The organism is Chelatococcus sambhunathii (assembly GCF_001418005.1).
Classification (GTDB): domain Bacteria; phylum Pseudomonadota; class Alphaproteobacteria; order Rhizobiales; family Beijerinckiaceae; genus Chelatococcus_A; species Chelatococcus_A sambhunathii.
The window spans coordinates 69,967-95,760 of record NZ_LIOL01000011.1; the positions used below are offsets into that span (position 1 = coordinate 69,967).

General features: G+C 68.1%; 36 protein-coding genes and 2 pseudogenes. 18 read left to right on the top strand and 20 right to left on the bottom strand.

The annotated features are described in order from the left end of the window. Position 1 precedes the first annotated feature (1 nt). The 8 genes and pseudogenes from nrdR to ASC46_RS17495 all read left to right on the top strand — a co-directional run. Positions 2-552: pseudogene (gene nrdR / locus ASC46_RS17460) on the top strand (transcriptional regulator NrdR); the annotation flags it as partial. A 3-nt stretch (positions 553-555) separates the two neighbouring features. Then, positions 556-1,668 carry a bifunctional diaminohydroxyphosphoribosylaminopyrimidine deaminase/5-amino-6-(5-phosphoribosylamino)uracil reductase RibD gene (gene ribD, locus ASC46_RS17465; protein WP_055460584.1) on the top strand — a complete coding sequence of 371 codons (1,113 nt, stop codon included), beginning with the start codon at positions 556-558 and terminating at the stop codon, positions 1,666-1,668. Then, positions 1,668-2,315, top strand: a complete 648-nt coding sequence (locus ASC46_RS17470; protein WP_055460585.1) for a riboflavin synthase — start codon at positions 1,668-1,670, stop codon at positions 2,313-2,315. The genes ribD and ASC46_RS17470 overlap by 1 nt, the downstream gene beginning before the upstream one ends. Positions 2,316-2,416: 101 nt before the next feature. Beyond that, a complete protein-coding gene (gene ribH / locus ASC46_RS17475; RefSeq protein ID WP_055460586.1) occupies positions 2,417-2,911 on the top strand; it encodes a 6,7-dimethyl-8-ribityllumazine synthase in 495 nt (164 codons plus the stop codon). After that, positions 2,908-3,372, top strand: a complete 465-nt coding sequence (gene nusB / locus ASC46_RS17480) for a transcription antitermination factor NusB (RefSeq protein WP_055460587.1) — start codon at positions 2,908-2,910, stop codon at positions 3,370-3,372. Before ribH ends, nusB begins: the two co-directional genes overlap by 4 nt. Positions 3,373-3,379: 7 nt before the next feature. Further along, the gene (thiL, locus tag ASC46_RS17485; RefSeq protein WP_055460588.1) at positions 3,380-4,375 is read left to right on the top strand and encodes a thiamine-phosphate kinase; all 996 of its coding nucleotides are present in this window, start codon (positions 3,380-3,382) and stop codon (positions 4,373-4,375) included. 23 nt (positions 4,376-4,398) lie between these two features. Then, entirely contained in the window at positions 4,399-5,601 is a 1,203-nt protein-coding gene (locus tag ASC46_RS17490) for an MFS transporter (protein WP_055460589.1), read from the top strand. 195 nt (positions 5,602-5,796) lie between these two features. Continuing rightward, complete coding sequence (locus tag ASC46_RS17495) at positions 5,797-7,920, top strand: sodium-translocating pyrophosphatase (RefSeq protein ID WP_055460590.1); 2,124 nt, start codon at positions 5,797-5,799, stop codon at positions 7,918-7,920. A gap of 72 nt (positions 7,921-7,992) precedes the next feature. Here ASC46_RS17495 and ASC46_RS17500 read toward each other — a convergent pair whose 3' ends face one another. Further along, complete coding sequence (locus ASC46_RS17500; protein WP_055460591.1) at positions 7,993-8,481, bottom strand: outer membrane protein assembly factor BamE; 489 nt, start codon at positions 8,479-8,481, stop codon at positions 7,993-7,995. A gap of 120 nt (positions 8,482-8,601) precedes the next feature. Here ASC46_RS17500 and ASC46_RS17505 point away from each other — a divergent pair, with 120 nt between their 5' ends. The 6 genes from ASC46_RS17505 (at position 8,602) to ASC46_RS17530 (ending at position 12,972) form a co-directional block, all read left to right on the top strand. Next, complete coding sequence (locus tag ASC46_RS17505; RefSeq protein ID WP_055460592.1) at positions 8,602-9,141, top strand: ubiquinol-cytochrome C chaperone family protein; 540 nt, start codon at positions 8,602-8,604, stop codon at positions 9,139-9,141. Between the two features lie 2 nt (positions 9,142-9,143). Continuing rightward, positions 9,144-9,686: a YceD family protein gene (locus tag ASC46_RS17510; RefSeq protein ID WP_055460593.1), complete on the top strand. Its 543-nt coding sequence runs from the start codon at positions 9,144-9,146 to the stop codon at positions 9,684-9,686. Positions 9,687-9,785: 99 nt separating this feature from the next. After that, entirely contained in the window at positions 9,786-10,826 is a 1,041-nt protein-coding gene (plsX, locus tag ASC46_RS17515; protein ID WP_055460594.1) for a phosphate acyltransferase PlsX, read from the top strand. Positions 10,827-10,840: 14 nt separating this feature from the next. Next, on the top strand, positions 10,841-11,818 hold the full coding sequence (locus tag ASC46_RS17520) for a beta-ketoacyl-ACP synthase III (RefSeq protein WP_055460595.1): 978 nt from the start codon (positions 10,841-10,843) through the stop codon (positions 11,816-11,818). 155 nt (positions 11,819-11,973) lie between these two features. Next, complete coding sequence (locus ASC46_RS17525) at positions 11,974-12,285, top strand: integration host factor subunit alpha (protein ID WP_055460596.1); 312 nt, start codon at positions 11,974-11,976, stop codon at positions 12,283-12,285. 99 nt (positions 12,286-12,384) lie between these two features. Beyond that, complete coding sequence (locus ASC46_RS17530; RefSeq protein WP_055460597.1) at positions 12,385-12,972, top strand: MerR family transcriptional regulator; 588 nt, start codon at positions 12,385-12,387, stop codon at positions 12,970-12,972. 255 nt (positions 12,973-13,227) lie between these two features. On the opposite strand, the gene ASC46_RS17535 is transcribed toward ASC46_RS17530, so the two are convergent. Beyond that, the gene (locus tag ASC46_RS17535; RefSeq protein ID WP_055460598.1) at positions 13,228-13,593 is read right to left on the bottom strand and encodes a hypothetical protein; all 366 of its coding nucleotides are present in this window, start codon (positions 13,591-13,593) and stop codon (positions 13,228-13,230) included. Between the two features lie 134 nt (positions 13,594-13,727). Between ASC46_RS17535 and ASC46_RS17540 the strand changes: the two are divergent. Continuing rightward, positions 13,728-13,972, top strand: a pseudogene (locus ASC46_RS17540) (transposase); the annotation flags it as partial. 408 nt (positions 13,973-14,380) lie between these two features. On the opposite strand, the gene ASC46_RS17545 reads toward ASC46_RS17540, so the two are convergent. From ASC46_RS17545 to ASC46_RS17610, 17 genes are all read right to left on the bottom strand, one after another. Beyond that, positions 14,381-15,520 (bottom strand): tyrosine-type recombinase/integrase, encoded by a 1,140-nt coding sequence (locus ASC46_RS17545; RefSeq protein ID WP_245280610.1) that lies wholly within the window; start codon positions 15,518-15,520, stop codon positions 14,381-14,383. Further along, positions 15,445-15,804, bottom strand: a complete 360-nt coding sequence (locus ASC46_RS21740) for a hypothetical protein (protein WP_072249555.1) — start codon at positions 15,802-15,804, stop codon at positions 15,445-15,447. Before ASC46_RS21740 ends, ASC46_RS17545 begins: the two co-directional genes overlap by 76 nt. Continuing rightward, positions 15,801-16,199 (bottom strand): dihydrofolate reductase, encoded by a 399-nt coding sequence (locus tag ASC46_RS17550; protein WP_055460599.1) that lies wholly within the window; start codon positions 16,197-16,199, stop codon positions 15,801-15,803. Before ASC46_RS17550 ends, ASC46_RS21740 begins: the two co-directional genes overlap by 4 nt. Next, the gene (locus ASC46_RS17555) at positions 16,196-16,669 is read right to left on the bottom strand and encodes a thermonuclease family protein (RefSeq protein WP_055460600.1); all 474 of its coding nucleotides are present in this window, start codon (positions 16,667-16,669) and stop codon (positions 16,196-16,198) included. Before ASC46_RS17555 ends, ASC46_RS17550 begins: the two co-directional genes overlap by 4 nt. A gap of 253 nt (positions 16,670-16,922) precedes the next feature. Beyond that, on the bottom strand, positions 16,923-17,417 hold the full coding sequence (gene ssb, locus ASC46_RS17560; RefSeq protein ID WP_055460601.1) for a single-stranded DNA-binding protein: 495 nt from the start codon (positions 17,415-17,417) through the stop codon (positions 16,923-16,925). Further along, positions 17,417-17,767 (bottom strand): DUF4326 domain-containing protein, encoded by a 351-nt coding sequence (locus ASC46_RS17565; protein WP_072249557.1) that lies wholly within the window; start codon positions 17,765-17,767, stop codon positions 17,417-17,419. The genes ssb and ASC46_RS17565 overlap by 1 nt, the downstream gene beginning before the upstream one ends. Beyond that, positions 17,764-18,267 carry an ASCH domain-containing protein gene (locus tag ASC46_RS17570; RefSeq protein ID WP_055460603.1) on the bottom strand — a complete coding sequence of 168 codons (504 nt, stop codon included), beginning with the start codon at positions 18,265-18,267 and terminating at the stop codon, positions 17,764-17,766. The genes ASC46_RS17565 and ASC46_RS17570 overlap by 4 nt, the downstream gene beginning before the upstream one ends. After that, on the bottom strand, positions 18,264-19,316 hold the full coding sequence (locus tag ASC46_RS17575; protein WP_055460604.1) for a DUF5131 family protein: 1,053 nt from the start codon (positions 19,314-19,316) through the stop codon (positions 18,264-18,266). Before ASC46_RS17575 ends, ASC46_RS17570 begins: the two co-directional genes overlap by 4 nt. Next, on the bottom strand, positions 19,309-19,554 hold the full coding sequence (locus ASC46_RS17580) for a hypothetical protein (RefSeq protein WP_055460605.1): 246 nt from the start codon (positions 19,552-19,554) through the stop codon (positions 19,309-19,311). The genes ASC46_RS17575 and ASC46_RS17580 overlap by 8 nt, the downstream gene beginning before the upstream one ends. Before the next feature lie 3 nt (positions 19,555-19,557). Continuing rightward, positions 19,558-19,842 (bottom strand): hypothetical protein, encoded by a 285-nt coding sequence (locus ASC46_RS17585; protein ID WP_055460606.1) that lies wholly within the window; start codon positions 19,840-19,842, stop codon positions 19,558-19,560. A 2-nt stretch (positions 19,843-19,844) separates the two neighbouring features. Beyond that, complete coding sequence (gene dnaN / locus ASC46_RS17590; protein WP_055460607.1) at positions 19,845-20,954, bottom strand: DNA polymerase III subunit beta; 1,110 nt, start codon at positions 20,952-20,954, stop codon at positions 19,845-19,847. A 94-nt stretch (positions 20,955-21,048) separates the two neighbouring features. Continuing rightward, positions 21,049-21,987, bottom strand: coding sequence for a DUF2303 family protein (locus ASC46_RS17595; RefSeq protein ID WP_055460608.1), 939 nt, complete (start codon positions 21,985-21,987; stop codon positions 21,049-21,051). A 27-nt stretch (positions 21,988-22,014) separates the two neighbouring features. Beyond that, positions 22,015-22,359: a hypothetical protein gene (locus tag ASC46_RS17600; protein WP_055460609.1), complete on the bottom strand. Its 345-nt coding sequence runs from the start codon at positions 22,357-22,359 to the stop codon at positions 22,015-22,017. Positions 22,360-22,380: 21 nt separating this feature from the next. Continuing rightward, positions 22,381-23,025, bottom strand: coding sequence for an HD domain-containing protein (locus tag ASC46_RS17605; RefSeq protein ID WP_055460610.1), 645 nt, complete (start codon positions 23,023-23,025; stop codon positions 22,381-22,383). After that, complete coding sequence (locus ASC46_RS21340; RefSeq protein ID WP_157672352.1) at positions 23,022-23,162, bottom strand: hypothetical protein; 141 nt, start codon at positions 23,160-23,162, stop codon at positions 23,022-23,024. Before ASC46_RS21340 ends, ASC46_RS17605 begins: the two co-directional genes overlap by 4 nt. Before the next feature lies 1 nt (position 23,163). Further along, positions 23,164-23,301: a hypothetical protein gene (locus tag ASC46_RS21345; protein ID WP_157672353.1), complete on the bottom strand. Its 138-nt coding sequence runs from the start codon at positions 23,299-23,301 to the stop codon at positions 23,164-23,166. Then, positions 23,298-23,543 carry a hypothetical protein gene (locus tag ASC46_RS17610; protein ID WP_141659709.1) on the bottom strand — a complete coding sequence of 82 codons (246 nt, stop codon included), beginning with the start codon at positions 23,541-23,543 and terminating at the stop codon, positions 23,298-23,300. Before ASC46_RS17610 ends, ASC46_RS21345 begins: the two co-directional genes overlap by 4 nt. A 192-nt stretch (positions 23,544-23,735) precedes the next feature. On the opposite strand from ASC46_RS17610, the gene ASC46_RS17615 reads away from it, so the two are divergent. Next, positions 23,736-23,972: a hypothetical protein gene (locus ASC46_RS17615; RefSeq protein WP_141659710.1), complete on the top strand. Its 237-nt coding sequence runs from the start codon at positions 23,736-23,738 to the stop codon at positions 23,970-23,972. Here ASC46_RS17615 and ASC46_RS17620 read toward each other — a convergent pair. Then, positions 23,964-24,956: a S24 family peptidase gene (locus tag ASC46_RS17620; RefSeq protein ID WP_210166011.1), complete on the bottom strand. Its 993-nt coding sequence runs from the start codon at positions 24,954-24,956 to the stop codon at positions 23,964-23,966. The two genes, ASC46_RS17615 and ASC46_RS17620, sit on opposite strands and share 9 nt — an antisense overlap. Before the next feature lie 152 nt (positions 24,957-25,108). Here ASC46_RS17620 and ASC46_RS21880 point away from each other — a divergent pair, with 152 nt between their 5' ends. After that, complete coding sequence (locus tag ASC46_RS21880; RefSeq protein WP_280949170.1) at positions 25,109-25,243, top strand: hypothetical protein; 135 nt, start codon at positions 25,109-25,111, stop codon at positions 25,241-25,243. Between the two features lie 65 nt (positions 25,244-25,308). Next, positions 25,309-25,794: a phage regulatory CII family protein gene (locus tag ASC46_RS17630; protein ID WP_055460615.1), complete on the top strand. Its 486-nt coding sequence runs from the start codon at positions 25,309-25,311 to the stop codon at positions 25,792-25,794.

Consider the following 25,794-nt stretch of genomic DNA (forward strand, 5'->3'; position numbering starts at 1 on the left):
CATGCGCTGCCCCTATTGCGGTAATCTCGACACGCAGGTGAAGGACTCGCGCCCGACGGACGACCATTCGGTCATCCGCCGGCGGCGCATCTGTCCCGACTGCGGCGGGCGTTTCACGACCTTCGAGCGCGTCCAGTTGCGCGAGCTCACGGTGGTGAAGCGCTCCGGCCGGCGCGTGCCCTTCGACCGGGACAAGCTGATGCAGTCCGTCTCCATCGCGCTGCGCAAGCGCTCTGTGGACGAGGAACGGGTGGAGCGCATGATCAACGGCATCGTGCGCCAGCTCGAGAGCTCAGGCGAGACCGAGATCCCGAGTGAGAAGATCGGCGAACTCGTCATGGAAGGGCTGCGCAACCTCGACAGCGTGGCCTATGTCCGCTTCGCCTCGGTCTATCGCAATTTCCGCGAGGCCAAGGATTTCGAGGAGATCATCGGCGAGCTGGCCGGGGGAGAGATCATTCCCCTCAGGCGGGAGCACGAGGAAAGTTGACCGTGCCCGGACCAGCGGTTGCGCCGGAAGCCTTCTCCGCCGCGCCGTCTGCGCGTTCCCGAGAGATGCTCGATACGGGCTTCATGACGACGGCGCTCGCCCTCGGCGCGCGCAACCTCGGTCATGCCGCCCCCAACCCCTCCGTCGGTGCCGTCATCGTGGCTCACACGGCCGCGGGCTCGCTCGTCGTCGGGCGCGGCGTGACCCATCCCGGCGGGCGCCCGCATGCCGAGCGCGTGGCGCTCGATCGGGCCGGCGAGGCGGCCCGCGGCGCGACGATGTATGTCACGCTGGAGCCTTGTTCCCACCACGGCCGCACGTCGCCCTGCTCCCAGGCCATCGTCGAGGCCGGCATCGCCCGGGTCGTCTCGGCGATCGAGGATGCCGATCCGCGCGTGCGCGGCCAGGGCCATGCCCAGCTGCGCGCCGCCGGCATCGCCGTCGAGGTCGGTCTCGGCGGGGGAGAGGCCTTCCGTCAGCATCGCGGTCACTTCCTGCGCGTCACCCAAGGCCGCCCTGCCGTGCACATCAAGCTGGCGCAGACGGCCGACGGCATCGCCGCCCGGCCCGGCACGCGACTCATGATCACCGGCCGCGCGGCGAACGACCGGGTGCACCTGATGCGTGCCCATGCCGATGCCATCATGGTCGGCGTCGGCACCGTCCTCGCCGACGATCCGCAACTGACCGTGCGGTTGCCGGGCATGGACGAGCGGTCGCCCCTGCGCATCGTCGTCGACAGCGCCTTGCGCACGCCGGCGACGGCGGAAATAGTCCGGACCGCGAGCGCGTGGCCGACCTGGATTGTTGCTACGGACAACGCGCCCATCGCGGCGGAGCAGGCGCTGCGTGCTGCCGGCGTCGAGGTCATGCGCGTCGCCGCCGGACCGGACGGGCGGGTGGATCTTACCGCCATGCTGCAACTCTTCGGCAGCCTCGGCCTGACGCGCATCCTGTGCGAGGGCGGACCGGCCCTTGCGGAAGCGCTGGCGAGGGCCGATCTCGTCGACGAGGTGACGCTGATCACGGCCAGCCTTGCCTATGACGGGCGCGAGGCCGGCATCGCCGCGCTCGGCCCGGCGCTCGCGGAAGCGCTCGCGGGGGAGGGAGCACTAGTGCGCTTCGGCGAGGCCATGGCGGGCGAGGACCATCTGGCCTTTTGGGAAAGGACTCGTTGATGTTCACCGGCATCGTGACGGATGTGGGCGAGGTGGTCGCCGCCGAGGACTTCCAGGGCACGCTGAGGCGCCTGCGTATTCATTCTGCCTACGATCCGGCCGGCATCGCCCTTGGCGCCTCTATCGCCTGCGGCGGTCCGTGCCTCACCGTCGTCGCGGTGGGCCCGCGCGAAGGCGGCTCTTGGTTCGAGGTCGATTGCGCCGCCGAGACGCTGGCGCGCACCACCGTGCCGCGCTGGCACGTGGGCACGCGCGTCAATCTCGAGCGGGCGCTGAAAATCGGTGACGAGCTCGGCGGCCACATCGTCACGGGCCACGTCGACGGTGTCGGCGAGATCATCGGCTGGGACGGCATCACCGAGACCGGCGGCGCGGACGATCCCTGGGGGCCGAGCGCCCGGGTGACGGTGCGCGCGCCGCGCGAGCTCGCGCCCTTCATCGCCGAAAAGGGGTCGGTGACGCTCGACGGCACGTCGCTCACCGTCAACGGCGTTGCCGACGACACCTTCTCCGTGCTGCTTATCCCGCATACCATCGCGGTCACCACGTGGCGCGACCGCAAGGTGGGCGACGCGCTCAACATCGAGGTCGATCTGATGGCGCGCTACGCCGCCCGCCTTGCGGAGGCGCGAGCGGCGGGGTACTGACGCGAGCAAGATTTCCTGATCGACGAACCCGTGGCCGCGACGGCTGCGGTCCCGATTGTCCGGGCGGGTTCCCGTCCCGCCGCGCAAACGAAAAGAACATCATGGCCGGTCCACGCCAAGCCCAACTTGACGCCGCGCCCCTGCCGGGCGCACGTGTCCTCATTGTCGAGGCGCGCTTCTACGACGAGATCGCCGACGAACTGCTGGCCGGCGCCGAGGCCGCCATCGCGGCGGCCGGTGCCGAGAGCCACCTCATCACCGTGCCCGGTGCGCTCGAGGCCCCGGCCATGGCCGCTATTGCGCTCGATGCGGCCGAGGCTGCCGGCCGGCCCTTCGATGCGGTGGTCGTGCTCGGCTGCGTCATCCGCGGCGAGACTGGCCATTACGACATCGTCGCCGGCGAGAGCGCGCGCGCGCTGATGGACCTGTCGGTTTCGCGCCGCATCCCGCTCGGCAACGGCATCCTGACGGTGGAGAACGAGGCGCAGGCCTTCGCCCGCGCCCGTGTCGCGGAGATGAACAAGGGCGGCGGCGCGGCCGAGGCGGCACTCGCCGTGCTGCGCCACAAGCGGGCGCTGGCGGAGGTGTTGCGATGAGCCGCAGCGAGATGCGCAGCGCCGCCCGGCTCGCCGCCGTGCAGGCGCTCTACGAGATGGACATCGCCGTCACGGGCGTCATGGAGGCCGTCGCCGAGTTCGAGAACCACTGGATCGGCCGCGAGGTCGAGGGCGTGACCTTCCGCGCGCCCGACGTCGACCTGTTCCGCGACATCATCGCCGGCGTGGTACGTGAGCAGAAGCTCGTGGACCGCCGCCTCGACGAGGCGCTCGCCAAGGGATGGCCGCTGAAGCGCGTCGAGGTGGTGCTGCGGGCCGTGCTGCGCGCCGGCGCCTACGAGCTCTTCTTCCGCAAGGACATCCCGGTCCGCGTCACCATCTCGGAATATGTCGACGTCGCCCGCGCCTTCTACGACGAGGACGAGCCGGGCCTCGTCAATGCCGTGCTCGACGCGCTGGCGCGCAGCGTGCGGGCGGCCGAGCTCGCGACGCGCCCCTGAGGCGGGCATGGCGGGCGGCTCACCCTTCAGCGAAGACGAACTGATCGGGCGCTTCCTCGCGCCGCTCGCCGGCGAGGGCGGCTTCGGCCTCAAGGACGACACGGCGCTCCTGTCGCTGCCGGAGGGCGAGGAACTCGTCCTGACGGTTGATGCTGTCGTCGCCGGGGTGCACTTCCTGCCGGACGATCCGCCGGGCTCCATCGCCCGCAAGGCCTTGCGGGTCAATCTTTCGGACCTCGCCGCCAAGGGGGCCGCGCCGCGCGGCTTCCTGCTCGTCCTTGCCCTGCCGCCCGGCTGGACGGAGGGGTGGATGGCCGATTTCGCCGCCGGGCTCGGCGAGGATGCGGCGGCCTATGGCTGCCCGCTGCTCGGCGGCGACACCGTGCGGACGCCCGGGCCTCTGACGCTGTCGATCACCGCCTTCGGTGCCGTGCCGCAGGGCACGATGGTGCCGCGCACGGGTGCGCACGAAGGTGACGCGGTGCTCGTCAGCGGCACCATCGGCGATGCCGCGCTCGGCCTCGCGCTCCACACGGGCAAGGCTGGCGCCTGGGCGGCGGCCCTGACGGAGGAGGAGCGGGCATGCCTCGTCGATCGCTATCTCCACCCTCGGCCGCGGACGAATCTCGCCGCGGCCGTCCGGGCGAATGCGCGGGCGGCGATGGACGTTTCCGACGGTCTCGTCGGCGATTTCGCCAAGATGCTGCGTGCCGCCCGGCTCGGCGGCGAGATCGACCTCGCGCTTCTGCCCCTGTCCACCGCGGCGCGTTCTGCGCTCGACGCAGATGAGACCCTCGTTGAGGCCATCGCGACGGGGGGCGACGATTATGAAATCCTCTGCACGGTCCCCGAGAGCGGAGTCGCTGGGTTTGTGGAGGCTGCCCGCAGTGCCGGCACGCCACTGACCCGGATCGGGACCGTGGGCGCCCCCGGTGGCGGGCTGACCATCCGCGACGGGGCAGGCGAGCGGCAGTTCGCCAGGGGCTCCTACGGGCATTTCTGAGGCGGTTGAAGCGAGGGCTGACGGTGGTTGAGATCGACGACAGGCTGGCCCGGCGCAACGCGATCATTCTGGCGGGAGCCCAGGCCTTCGGTGCCGCCAGCCCGCCCATCGTCGTGTCGCTCGGCGGCATCGTCGGTGTATGGCTGGCGCCGGACAAGGCGCTGGCGACCCTGCCGGTGAGCCTGTTCAATCTCGGCGTGGCCGCCGGCACCATCCCCGCCGCGATGCTGATGCGCCATCTCGGCCGGCGCTCGGGCTATGTCGTCGGGGCGGTCCTCGGCGCGCTCGCGGGGCTCGTCGCGGCCGGCGGCATCTATGTCGGCGCCTTCCTGATCTTCTGCCTCGGCACATTCCTCGCCGGCAACTACTCCTCCTTCGTTCAGAGCTACCGCTTCGCGGCCACGGACGGGGCGAGCTTCGCCTTCCGCCCGCGAGCCATCTCCTTCGTCATGGTGGGCGGGCTCTTGGCGGCGGTCATCGGGCCGCAGGTCGCGATCCACACGCGCGACCTCTTCCCCGGGGCGCCGTTCGTCGGCAGCTTCCTCGGCCAGGGGGCGCTCGCGCTCATCGCCCTGCCCATCCTCTTCATGTTGCGGCCGGTGCCGATGCCGGCGGCTGCCCATGGCGGCGGCCGGCCCCTGTGGCAGATCGTGCGGGCGCCGCGCTTCATCGTGGCCGTCAGCGCCGGCACCGTCACCTATGCCCTGATGAGCTTCGTGATGACGGCCGCGCCCGTCGCCATGGTCGGCTGCGGCCATACGGTGGGGGAGGCGACGCTTGGCATTCAGTGGCACGTGCTCGCCATGTTCGGGCCAAGCTTCGTCACCGGCCGTCTCATCAACCGCATCGGCCACAGCGCCACCACCGCACTCGGCCTGCTGCTCATCGCCGCCGCGGCGGGCGTCGCCCTGTGGGGGCTGGCGGTGGCGCATTTCTGGCTGTCGCTCGTCCTGCTCGGCGTCGGCTGGAATCTCGGCTTCATCGGCGCCACCGCCATGGTCACCGAGTGCTACCGGCCCGAGGAGCGGGCGAAGGTGCAGGCGGCGAACGACTTCCTGATGTTCGGTACGGTCGCCGTCGCGTCCTTCTCCTCGGGCAAGCTGCTCGACGTGGCCGGCTGGGAAACAGTGAACTGGATCGTCTTTCCCCTCGTCACGCTCGTCCTCGTGATGATCGGCGTGCAGGAACTGATGACCCGCCTGCGGACACGCCAGATCTCGGCCTGAAGCAGACCCAAAACGCCTCCAAACAGAAAAAAGCCGGCCCGCGTCACGTAAAGTCGTTTGCTTTGGCCCGGTTTTTTTGTTCACCTCAGCGCGAGCCCCAGAAAACGACGAGGCTCGGGGGGTGAGACGTCGGCCATCCGGCCGTACGGCCGGAACCTGTGCGTGCAATCCCTCCCGCTCACTAGGGATGGAAAAATGACCGCACTGATTTTGATCATAGCCGCGGGCGCGCTTTCTATCGTCTACGGCGTCTATACCATTCAGTCCGTCATGGCGGCCGATGCCGGCAGCCAGCGTATGCAGGAAATTGCGAGTGCCATCCGGGAGGGCGCTCAGGCTTATCTGCGGCGGCAATATTCGACGATCGGTATCGTCGGCATCGTGCTGTTCCTCGCGCTCGCGTGGTTTCTCGGGCTTACGGTGGCCATCGGCTTCGCGATCGGTGCGGTCCTTTCGGCAGCGGCCGGTTTCATCGGCATGAACGTGTCGGTGCGCGCCAACGTGCGCACCGCCCAGGCGGCCTCCCGTTCCCTTGCGGCGGGCCTCGACCTCGCTTTCAAGTCAGGCGCGGTCACAGGATTGCTCGTTGCCGGCCTCGCCCTCCTCGGCGTCGCCGGCTACTACACGGTGCTGACGCAGGCGATGGGCCTCACCGTCGCCGACCGCACGGTGGTCGACGCGCTCGTGGCGCTCGGCTTCGGCGCCTCTCTCATCTCGATCTTCGCCCGTCTCGGCGGCGGCATCTTCACCAAGGGCGCTGATGTCGGCGGCGACCTTGTCGGCAAGGTGGAGGCCGGCATCCCGGAGGACGATCCGCGCAACCCGGCCACCATCGCCGACAATGTCGGCGACAACGTTGGCGACTGTGCCGGCATGGCGGCCGACCTCTTCGAGACCTATGCCGTCACGGTCGTCGCCACCATGGTACTCGCCGCGATCTTCTTCGTCGGCCAGCCGGTGCTCGATGCCGTGCTGCTCTATCCGCTTGCCATCGGTGGCGTCTGCATCGTCACGTCCATCATCGGCACCTTCTTCGTCAAGCTCGGCGCCAACCAGTCGATCATGGGCGCGCTCTACAGAGGCTTCATCGCCACCGGCGTGCTGTCGCTCGTCGCGCTCGCCATCGTCACCTGGCTCATCTTCGGCGGCTTCGGCACGGTGCTGACGACCGGCGGCGGCACCAGCTTCACGGCGGGCGATCTCTTCTGGTGCGGGGCGATCGGCCTCGTCGTCACGGCTCTCATCGTCATCATCACGGAGTACTACACCGGCACCGACTACCGGCCCGTGAAATCCATCGCCGCGGCCTCCGTCACGGGCCATGGCACCAATGTCATCCAGGGCCTCGCCGTCTCGCTCGAGTCGACGGCGCTGCCCGCCCTCGTCATCGTCGCCGGCATCGTCGTGACCTATTCTCTCGCTGGGCTCTTCGGCATTGCCGTTGCCGTGACGGCCATGCTGGCCCTGGCCGGTTTCGTGGTCGCGCTCGACGCCTTTGGGCCGGTGACGGACAACGCCGGCGGGATTGCCGAGATGGCCGGCCTGCCGGGGGACGTGCGCAAGTCAACCGATGCACTCGATGCTGTCGGCAACACGACGAAGGCCGTCACCAAGGGTTATGCCATCGGCTCGGCTGGTCTCGGTGCCCTGGTGCTCTTCGCTGCCTACACCTCGGACCTCAACTTCTTCGTCGCCAATGCCGAGCGGTTTCCCTATTTCGCGGGCGTCTCGGTCGATTTCTCGCTGTCCAACCCATACGTCGTCGTCGGGCTCCTGTTCGGCGGCCTGCTGCCGTTCCTCTTCGGCGGCATGGGCATGACGGCGGTGGGCCGGGCCGGCGGCGCCGTAGTCGAGGAGGTGCGCCGCCAGTTCCGCGAGAAGCCGGGCATCATGGCGGGCAAGGACAGGCCGGACTACGGCCGTGCCGTCGACATGCTGACGAAGGCGGCCATCAAGGAGATGATCGTTCCCTCGCTCCTGCCGGTGCTCTCGCCGATCGTCGCCTATGTCATCGTGCTCGCCATCGCCGGCAAGAACAACGCCTTCGCCGCGGTCGGCGCCATGCTGCTCGGCGTCATCCTCACCGGCCTCTTCGTCGCCATCTCGATGACGTCGGGCGGCGGTGCCTGGGACAACGCCAAGAAGTATATCGAGGAGGGACACCATGGAGGCAAGGGTTCGGACGCTCACAAGGCGGCCGTGACGGGCGACACGGTTGGCGACCCCTACAAGGACACTGCCGGCCCGGCTGTGAACCCGATGATCAAGATCACCAATATCGTGGCGCTGTTGCTGCTGGCGATCCTCGCCCACATGTAGTGAAGCGCCGCGCACATAGAAAAACCCCGCGGCAGCGATGCCGCGGGGTTTCCTGTTTCCGGATGGCGCCGGTCAGGCGCCGAAGGGGTTGAATGTCGCCCCTCCGCCGCCGCCGGTTGCGCGCAGCAACTGGCCGATCAGCGACAGCTCGGAGCCGCTCGTGGGCGTCGTGCGGGTGATGAAGTCGAACACGACGCCATCCTTGAGGCCGTAGTTGGCGAGGCGCTCGACCTTGAAGTTCTTGTCGAAATAGATGGCGAGCACGCGCTGCTCGACGAGCCGCGGGCTCATGAACTGCACCGGCCGCTCGAAGGTCTGGCTGATGTAATAGAAGGTCTTGTTGCCGACCGTCGAGACGGTGGAGGGCGTGCCCATCCGCTCCAGCACCTTCTCCACGCTCGTGCCGGGCTTCATCTCGGCCACGACGCGCTCGTCGATCACGTAGCCCTTGGTCAGGGTCTCGGTGGTGCTGCTGCAGGCTGCGAGCCCCATCGCCAAGGTCGCGCCGACGAGACAACGCGCCGCGATGCGTTGGAAAGATAGAGACTTTCGCAATGCCATACCGTCCACCTGTGTTATGGGACCGGGGGCTCCGCCCCGGACTTGCGATGGGACCCGCCGATGCCGTAGCGCGCACGCGGGCCTTTTGCAAGGCGTGGTGAGAAGGTTAAGAAGGTCGGCATGATCTTGTCTTTTCTGCGTCGCCGGCGTCCCAACGACGTCATCGAGGACCTCTATCAACGGGTCGCCAGGGCGGCGCGCCAGCCTGCGCTGTTCCTTGAGCTCGGCTTTCCCGATACGGCGGAAGGCCGCTTCGAGGCGCTGGTGCTGCATGTCGCGCTCATCGTGCGGCGGCTCAACGCGCTGTCCGCGCCGGCGCCCGATGCCGGGCAGGATCTGGTCGACGTGATGTTCCGCGAGCTTGATCGCGCGCTGCGCGAGCTCGGCACCAGCGACCTTGCCGTGCCCAAGCGCATGAAGGCGCTCGCCGGCATTTTCAACGACCGCATGCGGCGCTATGCGGCCGCCGTCGATGCCGGAGACGAGACGGAACTGCGGCGCCTTCTTGCCGTTCGCCTCGGTGAACCCGCCGAGCGCCATGCCGCGCTGGCCGCCTACGTGCGGGCGAGCGCGGCCGATCTCGACGGCCTCGACTTCGATGCCCTGTTGCAGCGGCCGGATCCCTTCCCGCCTGCTGTACGATTCGTTGAAAGGACCTGACCATGACCGCGGCGTCCGATGCGCTTCTGTCCCGCCCCATCGCCGTTGCCGATGTTCCGGCTGCGGGCCTCGAGGTGACGGTGGAAGCGAGCGAGGCCGAACGGGCAGAGCTTGCCAGACGTTTCGGTACGGGCCCCATCGACAGGCTCGTCGGCTCGTTCAGCCTGACGGGCACGAGCGAGCGCATTCATGTGACCGGGATTGTCGAGGCCGGGTTGATTCAGACCTGCGTCGTCACACTGGAGCCGTTCGCTACCAACATGCGCGAGGAAGTCGATGTCACCTTCATGTCGACGCCGGCGCTGGAGCGCTGGCGCGCCGCCTTCGAGGAACCGGAGGCGGGCGAGACACCCGCAGAGGACGAGCCCGACGAGATCGTCGGCGGCGCTGTCGATCTCGGCGCTGTCACCGCGGAGTTCTTTGCCCTCGGGCTCGATCCCTATCCGCGCAAGCCGGGGGCGCAATTCCAGTACGAGGGTGGCGATGATGGCAAGACATCGCCCTTTGCCGTGCTGAAGAACCTGCCCCGGCGCGAGGGGCAATGAGCGCCGCAAGGCATTTTCGAGTTGCGGGGGACGTGCGCTTCGCTATTGTCCGCCGTCCCTTGCACGTGGGGACGCATTTCGGGAGTTCGGGCTGAACCTATGTCACGACCGGTCACCATCGCACTCGACGCCATGGGTGGAGACCAGGGTGCCGCTGTTGTGATTCCGGGAGCGGCCATCGCCCTCGAGCGGCGGCCGGACCTGCGCTTCGTCATCTACGGCAACGAGGCGGTCGTTCAGCCGCTGCTCGATGCCCAGCCCGCGCTCAAGGCCGTTTCCGAACTGCACCACACGGACGTTGCGGTGCGTATGGACGACAAGCCGAGCCAGGCGCTCAGGGCCGGGCGCTACAAGTCGTCTATGTGGCGCGCCATCGAGGCGGTGAAGGACAAGCGCGCCGCCGTCGCGGTGTCCGCCGGCAACACCGGCGCGCTGATGGCGATGGCTACCTTCTGCCTCAAGCGGATGGCCAATGTCGACCGTCCCGCCATCGCCGCCCTGTGGCCGACGCTGCGCGGGGAGAGCGTCGTGCTTGATGTCGGCGCCACTATCGGCGCCGATGCGCAGCATCTTGTCGATCTCGCCGTCATGGGCGCCGCGCTTGCGCGCATCGTGCTCGACATCGAGCGGCCCACCGTCGGCCTCCTCAATGTCGGCGTCGAGGAAGTAAAGGGCAACGAGGCGGTCAAGGAAGCCGGCAAGCGCCTGCGCGAGGCGGATATCCCGCTCATCGACTACCGCGGATTCGTCGAGGGCGATGATCTCGGCAAGGGCACGGTCGATGTGGTGGTGACGGAGGGCTTCGCCGGCAACATCGCCTTGAAGACGGCCGAAGGCACGGCCAAGCAGATCGCCCATTACCTGCGCGCCGCCATGGGACGCACCCTGCTGGCGCGTGTCGGCTATCTCTTCGCCAAGGGCGCCTTCGATGCGCTGAGGGAGAAGATGGATCCGCGCCGCTCCAACGGCGGTGTCTTCCTTGGCCTCGACGGCGTCGTCATCAAGAGCCACGGGGGCACCGACGCCCTTGGCTTTGCAAGTGCCGTCGAACTCGCTTACGACATGGCGCGCCATTCGCTCGCCGACACCATCCGCGAGACGATTGCGCAGGTGCACCCCTCGGCCGTGGCCGAGGCTTGAGGAGTTCTCTTAAAGTGTCCCGAATCCGGTCGGTCGTCCGCGGTTGCGGCTCCTATCTTCCCGAACGCGTTGTGACCAACGCCGAGCTCGCCGGAATGGTCGACACCTCCGACGAGTGGATCGTCCAGCGCACGGGCATCCGCGAGCGGCGCATCGCCGCCGACGGCGAGACGACGTCGTCCCTCGGCCTTGCCGCCGCGAAGGCAGCGCTCGACGACGCCGGCCTCACGCCGGCCGAAATCGACCTCATCATCTGCGCCACGTCGACGCCGGACTACACCTTCCCGGCAACCGCCACCCAGATCCAGTCCGCACTCGGCATGACACACGGCGCGGCCTTCGACCTGCAGGCGGTCTGTTCGGGATTCGTCTTCGCCGTCGCGACCGCCGACAAGTTCCTGACGTCCGGCTCGCACCGGCGCGCGCTCGTCATCGGCGCCGAGACCTTCTCCCACATCATCGACTGGCAGGATCGTACCACCTGCGTGCTCTTCGGCGACGGTGCTGGCGCTGTCGTGCTGGAGGCCGGGGAGGGCGCGGGCACGAACGCCGATCGCGGTGTGCTGACCTCGCATCTGCGCTCCGACGGCCGTCACCGCGACAAGCTCTATGTCGACGGCGGGCCGGGCTCCAACCGTCAGGTCGGGCACCTGCGCATGGAGGGACGCGAAGTCTTCCGCCACGCCGTCGGCATGATCACCGACGTCATCGAGGATGCCTTCCAGGCGACCGGCACCACGGCCGACGATCTCGACTGGTTCGTGCCCCACCAGGCCAACCGCCGCATTATTGATGCAAGCGCGCACAAGCTCGGCATCGCACCCGAAAAGGTCGTGGTGACGGTGGACCGGCACGGCAACACCTCGGCCGCGTCGATCCCGCTGGCGCTCGCGGAGGCGCGGGCGGACGGGCGCATCAAGCAGGGCGACCTCGTCATGCTCGAGGCCATGGGCGGCGGCTTCACCTGGGGCAGCGCGCTGGTTCGCTGGTAGCGCCGGGCCTCAGCTCCGCTTCGGGACAGGCGTTTTCGTGCCCGTCCTTCGTCAAACGAATGGGCGAATGTACCATTGACCGCGCCTGCCGCTGCCAATACCTTGTAAATTCATATAGATAATCCTGTTTTCTGAATCGGGGCGGGAAGGTGGTCATGGCCGGTCGCACGGTTACGCGCGCAGATCTCTGCGAGGCGGTCTATCAGAAGGTGGGTCTTTCCCGCACGGAATCGGCGTCGCTCGTCGAAATGGTGCTCTCCGAGATCTGCGACTGCCTGGCGAGTGGCGAGACGGTGAAGCTGTCCTCGTTCGGCTCCTTCGTGGTGCGCGACAAGGGCCAGCGCGTCGGCCGCAACCCGAAGACGGGGGTTGAGGTGCCGATCGAGCCGCGCCGGGTCATGGTGTTCAAGCCGTCGAACGTGCTGCGCGCCCGCATCAACGGCGAGCGCGGCGACGACGAGGCGTGAGCGGCCGCCGCGTCGCATTCGGGATGGCGATGCGGCTGTGAGCATGTGGCAGGCGCCGCCGGCCGGGCCGGCGGCGGGGCAAGTAAGTAGGGGCCTGTTGTGGACAAAGGGCCGGACGCATTCCGGACGATCAGCGAGGTGGCGGAAGACCTCGATCTGCCACAGCACGTGCTGCGTTTCTGGGAAACGCGCTTTTCGCAGATCAAGCCGCTGAAGCGCGGCGGCGGTCGCCGTTATTACCGGCCGGACGATGTCGACCTCCTGCGCGGGATCCGCCACCTCCTCTACGGTGAAGGCTACACCATCAAGGGCGTCCAGCGCATCCTCAAGGAGGAGGGGGTGCGCTACGTGGAGACCATCTGGCGGCAGGACGGCACGGCGCCGGCGCCGGTTGCGCGGGCCGACGTGGACGATGCGAAGCACACGCCAGCCTTTGCCGATGCGCCCGAAGACGGGGCGTTCCTGTTCGACGACGGTGCGCTGATGCAGGCACCGCCGACCCCTGCGCCCGTCGCGTCGACGCCGTCGGGACGCGGTCCGGCGGCCGATGCGGCAACTTTGGCATCGGCAGGCTCCTCCGGCCTCACGGCGGCGCAACGGCGCGCGCTGCAGGCCGTGCTGGCGGAACTGGCGGAATGCCGGCGCCTCCTCGATGCCGCGCGTCGTGGAGCCGACGGCGACGCGTGAGTCCCGCGCCGTTCAGCTCAGATAACCGAGCAGCCAAAGGATGATGATGATCGGCAGCGGAATGCCGATAATCCAAAGCAATGCTCCGCGCAGCATGGCGCTCTCCGTCTCGTTGTCTCATCCGAAAGGAAAGTCGGCGCGTGGGGGATTTGTTCCTGGTCGTTCCGGGCCGAGAAAAGACGAAAGCACCGCGGCCCGACGGGAATTGCTCAAGGATATGCCCAGGGCGCGGCGTTCTCGCTGCCGTCCGGCATATCAGCCCGCGCCGGTCTCCGTATCGGCGGGGAGCCGGTGCAAGGTCCCTAGCAAGGCGAAGGAGAGACCCGTCGCAAGGCCATGATCCATCAGGACCGGAAATTCGAAGTCAGTTCCGGGATCGAGGCGCAGCACCACGTCGCCCGTCGCCTCGTGGCTGGCAAGAGTGAAGGAGCGAACCGGGGTTGGAGCCGGGCCTCTAGGTTCATCCGGCAGGAATGCGTCGGCGCTGGCGACAAGGCGGCGCGCCTGGTTCGCGAGCGTGACGAGCAGGCCGACAGGCATTCGCAACTCCGTCCCGTCCTCCGTCAGCAGCATCACATCGCCATTGGTCGTTCCCAGTTTGGCGCTTGCAATCTCTTTCACGATTTCCTCGGCAAATCATTCGCTTCCAGCAATGCGTGAAGCATAGCCAACTCTCTGAGCGATTCTAGTGACCAGCCATTGCTGTAAGATGACGCAGGGTTGGGGTGACCTGAGCCCCGCGATTTCGTCCAGGAATGGGCCGAGTCCACCACCCCTTGGGGGATGGACATGAAGGCAAGGCTTTCACGGAAGAGCGGATCATGCGGTCCTGCGAGAGTAGGAGGCCGGGGCGAAGGTGGGTTATGTCTGCCGCAAGCACGGGATCATCAGCGCGACGTTCTACAAGTGCAGGGCCACGTACGGCGGCCATGAGGTGTCGGACGCCAAGCAACTGAAGACGCTGGAGGGCGAGAATAGGAAGCTGAAGTCGCTTTTGGCGGGGCCCTGATTGCTGATGTTGAAGGGGAGGGTTGTCCTGTCGGGCTACCCGAGCCGGCTATGATGAGAGCCTGCACAACTGTCAGCGGCTAGAACGCCCCTGGTGCGCATTGGTAGCCGAGGAGGTGGCTCGGATGAACCAAGAGGCTATTACGCAGGTCAGAAACGGAGCCTTGCCCCGGACTCTTCGAACAGCGGTTAAGGCCCCGGCAAGGGCCGGCAGGGCACTCTCGTTCGCCCTTGCGCGCTCTACTTTTCGCGCCCAACACGAGAACGGCGCCGCATGGCGCCGATCAAAAATTCTCTTTATTCTCAATGCATTGAATGGTCGGAGCGGCGGGATTTGAACCCACGACCCCTAGTCCCCCAGAATTCTGGCCTACTGAGCAGAACCGTTGCAGCGCAAGGCTTACGACGACTTGCGCCGGCGAGTGTGGGTGTTTTTGTGGGTGTTGCGTGCGGCGGTGGTCGAGGCTTCCATCTGCTCCAGGCCGGCGCGGACGTCGTCGATGAGAACGTGGGCATAGCGCAGCGTCGTCTCGATGCGGGAATGGCCGAGCAGCTTTTGTGTCGCCTTCAGGTTGCCGGTCGCGCGCAGGAATCGGGTGCCGGTCGTGTGGCGCGTGTCGTGCCGGCGGAAGCCGGGTGCGATACCTTCGTCGTACACGCAGCGGCGCCACTCGGTCTTGAAGCCGCTGTCCGTGATGGGCATGCGGGTGCCTTTCGGCAGCGCTTTTCCTTCGATCTTCTGCGCCCGGCGCGTGACATAGGTGAACACATGCGTCTGATGGTGGCCGTCGCATTCGTCGAGGATGGCGAGGGCCGCCCGGGTGAGGGGAATCGTATACCAGCGCTCCTGCCCGTTGCTGCGCTTGCCCCGGATGCGGGCGATGCTGTTGACCCGGTCCACCTGCGGCCAGGTGAGCAGCGCGCCGGCCGAGCGGAGCCCGGTTGCAATCATGAACCGGAAGAGGCGCCCATAGTCCTCGCCGAGAGCTGCGATGATGGCCGTTTCTTCGATCTCATGTGCTTCGCGGACGCGCTCCTGCGGCTCCGGCAGCAGATATTCGCCCCAGCGGGGATAGGGCACGCTGTAGCCCCACACGTCCCGCGCCCGGCGGAACAGCTTGCGCAGCGGCTCGGTGGCGTAGCGGTTGACGGTGGCGTTCTCGACCGTGGCGCAGGGAATTTCGCACAGGCGCTTTGTCTCCTTGTCGCGGCGAATGCGGATGGTTCGGCGGTGGGCTACCATCGCGGCGATTTTCTCGCCCGTGACGTCGTGGAGAAGCGTCTCGCTGCCGAAGTGCTCGGCCAGCCACTCCAGGCTGTTCCACGTGGTTTTAGGTGCGGCGTGGAACTGGCCGACCTCCGCCCAATAGCGGGCTATGCAGTAACCCAGCGTGGGCGGCTCCTTGCCGCCGAAGGCGGCGCGCCGTGCTTCCTCGGCTTCGATCTCGCTCTTTTTCTCAGCCTTCAGCCGCTTCGTTGCGGCGATGGCGAGGCGCCGGTCAGTCTCTCCCGTAGAGAGGCGAAATCGTACACCGTCGATCCAGAATTCCGCCCAGTAGAACGGCGAGCCTTTCCTTTGGTAGACGGACATGCCTGCCTTCGCTCTGACTTCAGGTATTCCACGAGATCGCACATGAGGAAGCGCCGCAGCCTGCGCCGCTCGCCGCCACCGCGCAAGATGAATTGCACCTTGCCGGCGCTCACCGCCGCGCGGAACTGGCGCGGATCCATCTCGAGCGCGGCGGCGGCTTCGGCGAGATTGAGCGACGTGCGCCCGTCAAAGGCCTGCCTGAGACGGTCGGGGATGATGAATTCGCCTGTCATCGCGCATCCTCCCAGCATTGCGCGCCCTCCCAAAGCGGCGGCATCCACACGTCGGCCGGGCCGTCGTAGTCGACGAGGGTGATCACGGCCCGGCGGACGTAGGACATGAAGTGGGCGTAGGTCTTCGCCCCGCCGGCGATCCAGACGATGCGGCCGGGATGCTCGCGCGCGATCCTGTCGATGATGGCCTGCGGATCGTCGCCGAGCCAGGGCACGACCACGCGGCCGGGCAGGGCGCCGACGGCATGGGCCGTGCGGAAGCCCATGACGACCGCGCCGCCGAGTGTCTGCGCCTTGAACCAGGCGAGGTCCTCGGGCTCGTGCCAGGGCAGCCGGCCGGCGAGGCCGATCTGTCCGCGCCGGCCGACGGCGGCGATGAGGCGGACATCTATCATGACCGGCCTCCGCACCAGTCGATGCGCCGCGGGCAGCGACCGCGCGGGCAATCATAGGGCACGGCATGACCGGCGCGGATCATGATCGCGGCGACGTCGCGGCCGTCGATGTAGACCCGTGCGAGGGTGCGGCCGTAGCGGTCGCGGCCCTGCCGGCGAACGGTAACGGTGCCCGAGGCGAGCAGCCGCCGCAGATAGGCGGTGGCGGCGTGGCCGCGCTGGCGCTCGCTGTCACACCGTGCCTGGTAGGTCTCCGGCGCGTCGAGGCCGACGATGCGGATGCGCTCGTCGTCGACGTGGATCGTGTCGCCGTCAACGGCCACGATGAGTGGCCCGGCCGCCCCGGCGGAGAGTGCGGCGAAGATGACGAAGTAGAGCGCGATGATTCCGCCGAGAATGATCGCCGCATATCGGCGGAAACGTTCGGGGCCGCTGCGCGGCCTCGGATATCCGGGAGTGCGCATCAGCATGGACGCCTCCGGGGCAGTTGCTTGCCGTAGATTGTCCTCGGCGCGGCCAGGCTGCGGAACAACTCCCGGCCGACGGGTGCCGACCAGCCCGAGCCGTAGGCGACCAGGAACTGCGATATCCCGCCGCGAATGCACCAGCCCGACCGATCAACTCCATGGACCTGCCAACGAAGGAAGGGCGGATAGGGGCGCCAGCGCCGGAGGCTGCGGTTGGGCCTCGGATGGCCAGAGGAACGCTTCAGCATGGCGGGCCTCAGAACGGGATGTCGTCGTCGAGGTCGGCTGGCGCCGACCGGGTGGGGCTGTCGCCGCCCCTCGCGGCCGCATAGCCGCCGTCATCGCGCGAGCGGGTGGTGCCGTAGTCCTCCGGGTCGGCCGCCGGCGGCGGGCCGTTGCGCTGGCTGTCGAGCAGGGCGATCTCGCCGCGATACTGAGAGAGCACCACCTCGGTGGTGTACCGGTCCTTGTTGTCGCGGTCCTGCCACTTGCGGGTGGCGAGCTGGCCCTCGAGGTAGACCTTGGAGCCCTTGCGCAGGTACTTCTCCGCGACCTCGGCAAGGCGCGGATTGAAGATGACGACGGTGTGCCACTCCGTGCGCTCCCGGCGCTCGCCGGTGGCCTTGTCGCGCCACGTCTCGGAGGTGGCGAGCCGCAGGTTGGCGATTGGCTCCCCGGCCTGGTTGCGCCTGATCTCGGGATCGCGGCCGAGGTGGCCGATGAGCATGACCTTGTTGACGGATCCGGCCATCAGGCGATTTCCTCACATTTGGGGGGATTGGCGAGGGCGAGCTGCACGTCGGCATGGCACGGCTCACCGAGCCGGCACCAGCAGGCGAGGTTCTTGCCGCGCAGCTCGCCGATGTCCTCGCAGATGAGCCGCAGGCTTTCGCGGGCGGCCTCATACGTCTCGCGGCCGAAGCTGATGGGGACATGGCCGCCGGCGAGCCGGGCGTAAAGCGCTACGCATTCGGCTTGGGTGCCGTGCCGGCCGACGACGAAGGGATTGCCCCAGCGAGTGGAGCGGTCGACCTTCACCGTGTCGGGCGGCATGCGCCAGCCCTTTCGGCGGGAGAGCTGGATGCGGGTGGGTAGCGTCAAAGTAGCCTCCCTTGCATGCCTGCGGCCGGGAGTGGATTCGGAGCGCCTGCCCGCGGCAGCATCCATTTTGCGGGCGGCGCCGGAGCGTCGCTCTTCCGGTACGGCAGCAGCTCGCGCCAGTCGAAGAAGCCGAGGCGGCCACCGACCGGGATGAAATCCACCGGGCGCGCATCGGCGATCACCAGCCCGCACGGCCCGAAGAACCATCGACTGTCGAACTCCCTCACGATGTCCACGATCGTGGCGACGCCGACGATGCCGCCACGCAACAGATCGCCCGGCGCGGGCAGCGCGAAGCCGAGCCGCGCGCACAGATCGGCGCAATCGGCATATTCGTCACGTGTCATGCCCGTCGAGGCGTGGATGGCAAAGGGGCCGCGGAAACTGAGCGCCGGGTTCGGCTTGTGCCAGGAGCGGTTCTCGACGGGCTTCCAGCCGACCGCGAGGCAGTAGGCCCATGGCTGCCGTACCGAGAGGGCGAGGCGGGGGATCTCGATCATAGCGGCCTCGCCTCCGGCATGTCGCTGTGCTCGCGGCCGTCGAGCAGGCGGCCGGCGGCCTTCTTGCCGACGCGGATCAGCGCGCCGCCATTGCGATCGCTCGCCTCGTAAGGATGCCATTTCGGCCCCTTCGGCGCGCCGAAGCGATCAAACATCGCCGCGTCGGGAGCGAGATGCATTGCGGTAGCGACCTGCTCGTCGAGCCACTCGCCCCATTGCTTGAAGAAGAACGGCACGCCCGCCGCCGCGCACTGGTCGCGGATCGACCGCGCCCAATCGGGATGCATCGGCCGGGCGCCGGGGCCGCTCTCGCCGCCGGCGATGATCCAGTCGATCCGGTCAAGCCACGGCTCGAAGTCGATCGCGCCGAGCAGTGGCTCCGCCGAGACGAACCGCACGGCCGCCGGCGTCTCACGCAGATCCGGCATGCGCTCGTCGGCGCGGCGTTGGTCCTCGGTGCTGACGCCGAGCCAGACGTTTGGGAGGGGCCAGGGCGCGTCGAGATAGAGGCTGTAGACGTTGCCTCGATCCTTCAACGCATCCATGAAGCCGCCGTCCCCTTCCATATGCGCGGCGGCCTCGAGGTGAATGCGCTCAAGCGGCATCCGGCCGAGGAACGGGATCTTCGACTGGATGCCGTTCATGTATTCGCGCATCCTCGCCGACCTCTTCGTGAGCACCTGGAACGTGTGCTGAGGGCACATCGCCATGACGGCGAAGATGCGGTCGATCCATTCGTCGGGCACCGCCTCGTGAAAGAGGTCGGACATGGAGTTTACGAAGATCCGGCGAGGGCGCTTCCAGCGCAGCGGCGCCGTCAGGATCTCGTCTGGGGCGAGGGTGAGCCTGCCGGTCCACACCGGGCCGGCCTTGCTCGCCTGCGTCGTGCCGTTGTAGTGCGTCCACTTGCCGGCGCCGGCCGCCATCCGCTCAATGCGGGCGGCCATCTTCATGGCGTAGCAGTTGGCGCAGCCGGGCGAGACGACCGAGCACCCGACGATGGGATTCCACGTCGCCTCGGTCCATTCGATCGCGGAGCGGTCACCCATGGGCGGCCTCCATGAACAGGTCGGGAATGCGCTCGTCGCGGCGGCGGGCGGATTTCTCAACGGCGCGCTTCAGGCGGCGGAGCTCGTCGACCTCGGCTTTCAGGGCCGCGTGCGTGGCCGTCCGCAGCGCCTCGGCGGCGCGGCCGACATTGCGGTGGCCGCGCCGGGCCTTCTCGTAGGCCTGCCGGCAGCGGTGGCGCTCGGCCTCGAAGCGCTCGATCATGGTGAGGCAGCGCATGGGTCAGGCCTCCGGAAAATCTTCGGGGTCGAGCTTCTCGCCGCGCGCGAGACCGGCCCGGGCGCCATCCGCGGTCAGCCAGAACAAATCGTCGCCGCCAGTTAGCGGGCTCGTGGAGCCGTCCCGGCGCCGGGCGGCGCCGGCGGAGACCATCGCCATCCAGTCGTCATAATCGCCATGGCCGGGGCCGGCGACGAAGTGATTGCGATAGGAGCGGCGCGAGCGGTTAGGAAGCCCGAGGGCGTGGCGCGCCAGGTGGCGCTGTCGTTCGGTCAAGATGATGGTCATCGTCACACCCTCATCGGCATGAGCACGATGAGCGCATCGGCGCTCTCGTGGCTCTTGATCAGGCAGGGGGAGCCGGGATCGGCGAGGGCGAGGCGCACCGTGTCGGAGGCGGCGATGCCGAGGACCTCGGCGAGGTAGCGGCCGTTGAAGCCGATGGCGAGCGGCTCGCCCTCGAAGTCGGCCTCGATCTCCTCGCGTGCCTCGCCGGTGTCGGCGTTGCTGACGGAGAGGGTGAGGACACCCGGGGCGAATTCCATCTTCACGGCCCGGCCGTTCTCGCCTGTGATGGTGGCGACGCGGGCGACGGCGTCCTTCACGGTGGCGGTGTCGAGCACCGCGACGCGGTCGTTGCTCGTCGGAATCACCCGCTGATAGTCGGGGAAGGTGCCGTCGATGAGCTTCGACGTGAGCGTGATGCCGCCGACGACGAAGCGCACCTTGGCCCTGGAGACGGCGATGTCGATGTCGCCCTCGGCGTCGGCTACGAGGCGGGCGATCTCGCCCACCGTCTTGCGCGGCACGATGATGCCCGGCATGTCGGCCGCGCCCTCGGGCAGGGGCACGGTGAGGTGCGCCAGACGGTGCCCGTCGGTCGCCACGGCGTTGAGGAGGCCCTCGCCGTCGGCGTGGAGATGGATGCCGTTGAGGTAGTAGCGCGTCTCCTCCGTCGAGATGGCGAAGGTGGTGTGCGCCAGGATGCGCTGTAGCGTCTTGGCCGGCAGCGCGAATTGGTGCGGCAGGTCGTCGGCGGAGACGTCGGGCCAGTCGTCCACCGGCAGGGCCTGCAGGACGAAGCGCGAGCGGCCGGCCTTGACGGAGAGGCGAGCGCCGCCGGCCTCGGCGGCGAGTTCGATCTGGCAGCCGTCCGGCAACTTGCGGGCGATGTCGTTGAGCGTGGCGGCGGGCACGGTGAGGGCGCCGGGCTCGCCGACGGCCGCCGGCACGCTGGCCTCGGCCCAGATGTCGAGATCCGTTGCCGCCAGGTTGAGCCGGCCGCCCTCGGCGCGCAACAGCACGTTGGCGAGGATGGGGATTGTGGTGCGGCGCTCGACGATGCGGTTGAGGGCCGCGAGCGGCTTCAGGAGATCGGCGCGGTCGATGACGAGTTTCATGGGCTCGGGCTCTCGGCTGGCGGCGTCGGGCAAGGGTGCCCCTCGCCCCATCCCTCTCCCCGTCAGCGGGGAGAGGGATGGGAGGCGTGGCGCTTCAGGCGCCCATCTCGGGCGCGCCCTCGAAGGTGGGCAGCTCGGTCTTGTCCCCGGCGAGGCCGAGGTCGTTCTGCACGCGGGTGCGCAGCCAATATTCCCAGCGATAGAGCTGGTAGAACCAGGCGATGCTGCCGCCGCTGATGCGGTAGCGCAGGCGGGCGGGGATGCGCACGGGCTCGCCGTCGAGGAAGGCGGGCACCGACACCATGAAGATGCCGGGGATGTCGACCTTGTCGCCCTTGCTGTTCGTGTGCTCCTCGACGAACTCCACCGTCCGCTCGCCCGTCTGCAGCCGCTCCGCGCGCTTGACCTTGGCGCCGACGAACACTTCGAGGGAGCGCGACAGGTCGATGAGCTCGGCCGGCGTGGCGAAGCGTTCCTTGAACAGGCGCTCGAACTCGGCCACTTCACCGTCGCTCGGCGCCGCGAGCTCGGCCGCGTGCTCCTCGAGGAAGGCGGCGAACTCGGCCTGCTCCATCGGCTTCTTGTTGCAGCCGATCCACGTCTTGAGCTCGTCCGTCACCGGGAAGGTGTAGACGACGCGGTGCTTGCCCCAGCGCGGGCCGTGGGAGATCTCGTGATAATCGAGCACGGCGATGAGCGCCGGGTCCGGCCACTGCGCCTTGGCGAAGATGACGGAATGCTCATCCTTGTGGCGGTTCACCAGGTCGATGAAGGAGGACAGCGTGTCGACCGTTGCCGTGCCGGCGCGCCGCTTCGGCAACTGGCGGGCGCCCTCGATCTCCGTCATGAGCGGGATGGCGCGCTGATTGTGGCGGTCGAACAGCACCGGCACGGTCGGCGGCAGGCCGGGGCCGAGGCCCTCGGTCGGGATATTCACGACCTCGGGCGCCGAGGCCCGGGTGGCGAGATCGGCGATCAGCGCGGCGGCGCCGGCGGCCGGTACGTCGTTGGAAAGAGGGGCGGGTTTCGTCATGTGTCGGGGCTCCGGTGGCGGGGTGGATCAGCCCTCGGCACGCGCGCCCATGCCCACATCGCGCGGGCCGGCGAACATGTCGATCTGGCTGGGATGCTGGACCGAGAGGGCGCCCTCGTAGGTCCAGAAGGGGGTGCCGGAGAACGCCTTCTCCTCCGGCAGCTTGGACTTCACGGCGGGCTTCACGTCGAGCCGGCCGGATTCGTAGGTGAAGGTGAGCGTCACCGTGATGGTGGCGGTGCCCTTCTCCTGCGGCAGGGCCTCCAGGGTCTCGATGGACTTGGCAAGGTGCTCGTTGCACTTGTCGAGGAAGTTGCCGCGGGAGAGGAGCGGCAGAAGCTCCTCGATGCGGCGGATCGGGCGGGCGGACATGGGGCCTCCTTCGGTTGCGGATCACGCCGCGCGGTTGAGGGCTTGGGGGCAGTAGCGGTCGAGGCGCATGAGCCATTCGTCGGCGGCCTTCGGCCACGGCCAGATGGTGAGGCGGCCGCGCATGGGGACCGGCTCGGCCGCCTCCACCTCGGCCGCCCATTTGCGGCCGCAGGGCACGGTGAGATGGTCGCGCTCGGTGCGCAGCATGCGCACGTCCATCGCCTTCACGGCCTTTTCCGCGTGCTGCGGCAGCGGCCAGGGCAGGCCGGCGGCGCGGTGGATGGCATGGTCGAGCCGGGACTTGAGGCGCGTGATCTGCGCCTTGACCTCCGGCACGCGCACCGCGCGCTCACGGCCGTTGCTGTCGAGCGTGAGGTGCACGCACAGGGCCTCGACCACGGGGGTGATGATGTCGCCCATGAGGTATTCGTGGGCGTCGTGCAAAAGGAAGGCCGCCGCGAGGGCGGGGTCGCGCGTCTCGTGAAAGAGGGCGTCGGCGCCGACGGCGCAGTGCTGGGCGACCGAGAAGATGCCGCCGCCCGTCGCGCCGCCGAAGCGCGCCACGCGGGCGAGCTGGGGCGCCACGTCGCCGCGGAAGTCGATCGACGCCGGGTCCGGCCGCAGCAGGTCGACGACTCTGCCGGTGGTGGTGGGGAGCCAGGTCACGGCCGGTCCTCGTCGATCTGGTCGCCGTAGAAGCCGCGCGCGGGAGCGCCGTTGAGACGCACCCAGGCGATGCCCGCGAGGAAGAGGGCGAGCGCCATGAGGGCGACGGCGGCGATGTTGGAAAGAACGTCCGCCATCTCAGCCTCCCGTGCCGAGCGCGCCGGCCCAGAGGCCGACGGCTGAGACGAAGGCCGCGAGGCACAGGACCTCGAAGGCGTCGTAGAGGGCGCGGCAGAGGAAGTGCCCGGCCGCGACGGCGCAGGCGGGCCACATCACGCGGCTTCCTGATCGATCAGCCCGGCGAGGGCGCGGGCGTCGTCGGCGTGCTCGAGGATCTCGGCGGCGGTAAAACCGGCGCGGGCGAGATCGTCCGCCGTGCAGCCGCCGGACTGCAGGCTCGTCTCGTACATGACGCGCGCCATGGCCGCGACGCGGGCATTCATCGCCGCCTTGTGCAGCGCGCGGTCCTGCGCCGGCGCATCATGGATCGGCGTGAGGGAAGCGGTGGGTGCGAGCATGATGCCCTCCATCAGTGGGATGGCTCCGCATCGTAGTAGGAAAAATCCGCACGTCAATCGGAAAAGTGGGAAATATCCTACTCGCTCGCCAAGGCGGTCTGCGAATCACGCATGTGGACATGCGCTGATCTGTTCTTGTTACGTTCTCATTCCGGAGTCAGTCTTGAGGGGTTCATGGGCCGGGAGGGTGACATGCAGATAACGCCGGTGCGGACGGTGAGTGCAGCGGGAGATGGCCGCAGGTGGCGCGCTCAGTTGCGCTGCAGGGGCTGCCTCGCGGAGCAGTTCATGGCCGTGCCGGTGGCGGTGGTCGGCGACGTGACCTGGCGCGGGCCCGTCTTCCATTGTCGCGCCTGTGACGGTCGCTCGGCCGTGGTCGTCGGCTTCATGGTCGACCGACGAGCGGGCGTCTTGGAGCCCTCAGAATAGCGGGACCTCGTTCTCGATTCTCCGGACGATCGCGAGGATCTTAACCTGGCGGTTGTCCTCCTCGCTCGGGTCCCGGGCAAGGACGCGCGGCACGACAATGGGCTTGTGCGCCTTGTTGGTCGAGCGGGGGTGGAACTCGGTGCGGTCCTCGTAGAGCTCGATCTGCTTGACTGACCATTCGCGGTGGTGTCCGCCGTCAAGTGTCTGTTCCACAACAACAACCATGCCGTCGCGGAGTGGCAGGCGGCCGCGCAGGTCCTCGAAGTCGAGGCAGATGACGCGGTCGCCCGGCAGGATGGGGCGCGGCTTCAGCGCATTCATGCTGTCCCCGCCGACATCGAAGGCGACGAGCTGAACCTCGGGAAAGTCTCTGTCGCGCGTGGTTGCAACCGTCGCCGGCTCATCCTCGTCGCTGAACCAAGGGGCTTCACGAAAGGCGCCGGCCTCGACGATACCGGCAACCTTGACCTCGACGAGCGGCGCATTGGTCAGCGCCAGCGACGGCTTTCCACTGCTCTTCACGGGAGGCTCGCCGAGGAGGTGCTCAACGGTTGTGTCGAGCGCCTTGGCGAGCTTCGCGAGGTTCTGGCCGCGCACTGACTTCTTCTTCGCCGTCAGGATGTCGACGATGAAAGAGCGCTCCAGTCCGCCACGGCGTGCGGCCTCGAACGGATTGCGTCCGATCTCGGCCAGGCGATCGGCGATGCGGTTGCGGAAAGTGGAGTCGTCCATGTCGGATTTATCCGACTTTCCGTCCTCCACTGCGAGTGGGATGTTTCCGATTGACGTAGTAGGAAATATCCTACTATGCTCAGCGTCACCATGGAACATGAGCTTCGCCATCATCTGATCTCCTGCGCCTCCGCGCTGGCCGCGCACCGCGGCATCGAGGCGACGACGGTTGCGCGACTCGCTGCCGGCGATTGGCGCTTTCTCGATCGCATCGCGTCCGGCTGCTCGTTCACGGCGCGGAAGTACGATCAAGTCATGCGCTGGTTTTCCGATCAGTGGCCCGACGACTTGCCATGGCCATCGGACGTTCCACGTCCTTCAGGGTCCTCCCGTGCCCCTGACCTGGGCACTCCTGCCGGGGCGGAGCGCGCCTCTGCCCCGGCCCTTTCGGGGGAGGGCGTGTGATGCCCGTTCATCGCCTCGACCACGGACTCGGCCAAGGCGTAGCGCCGGAGGGCGCCGCGCAGGCGCTCGCGCGCCGCTTCGATGCGCCTTTGCCTGTCGGTCTCGTGCTGCTGCATCTGCGTGGTCCCCCGTGATCTGACCGCCTGACTGTCCCACCACCGCGCCGTTTTCGGAACGAAAAAGCCGAGGAGCTTTTTTCGTGAGCGATATCCTTTTGCCCGACGGGCTCATCACCCTCATCAAGAGCGCGATCCGCGCGCAGGTTGCAGCCTGCGCGGTGCCGGGCACCACGGGGCCCGAGCGTGTCGAGCAGCTCACCGGCTATTCGCGCGGCACCATCAGCCGCTGGCAGGGCGACGCCTACAAGGACCTGCCCCCGCTCGACGTGATCTTCCAGCTCGAATTCGTCACCCAAAAGCCCATCGTCTCGCGGGCGCTCGCCTCGCTCACCAGCCACCGGCTGGTGCCGCTGGCGGACGACGCCGGTGCGACCGACCTGGTGGGCGACCTCGTGAAGACGACGAGCACCGGGGCCAGGGTGTCGAGCGAGCTCGGCTCGGCGCTCGCCGACGGGGTGGTGACGCCGCGCGAGGCGAAGGCGGTGAAAGCCGCCATCGGCGAGCATCTCGACGCCCTCACCAGCGTGCAGCGCAAGCTCACCGGCCTCGCCGGCAAGGGCGAGTGA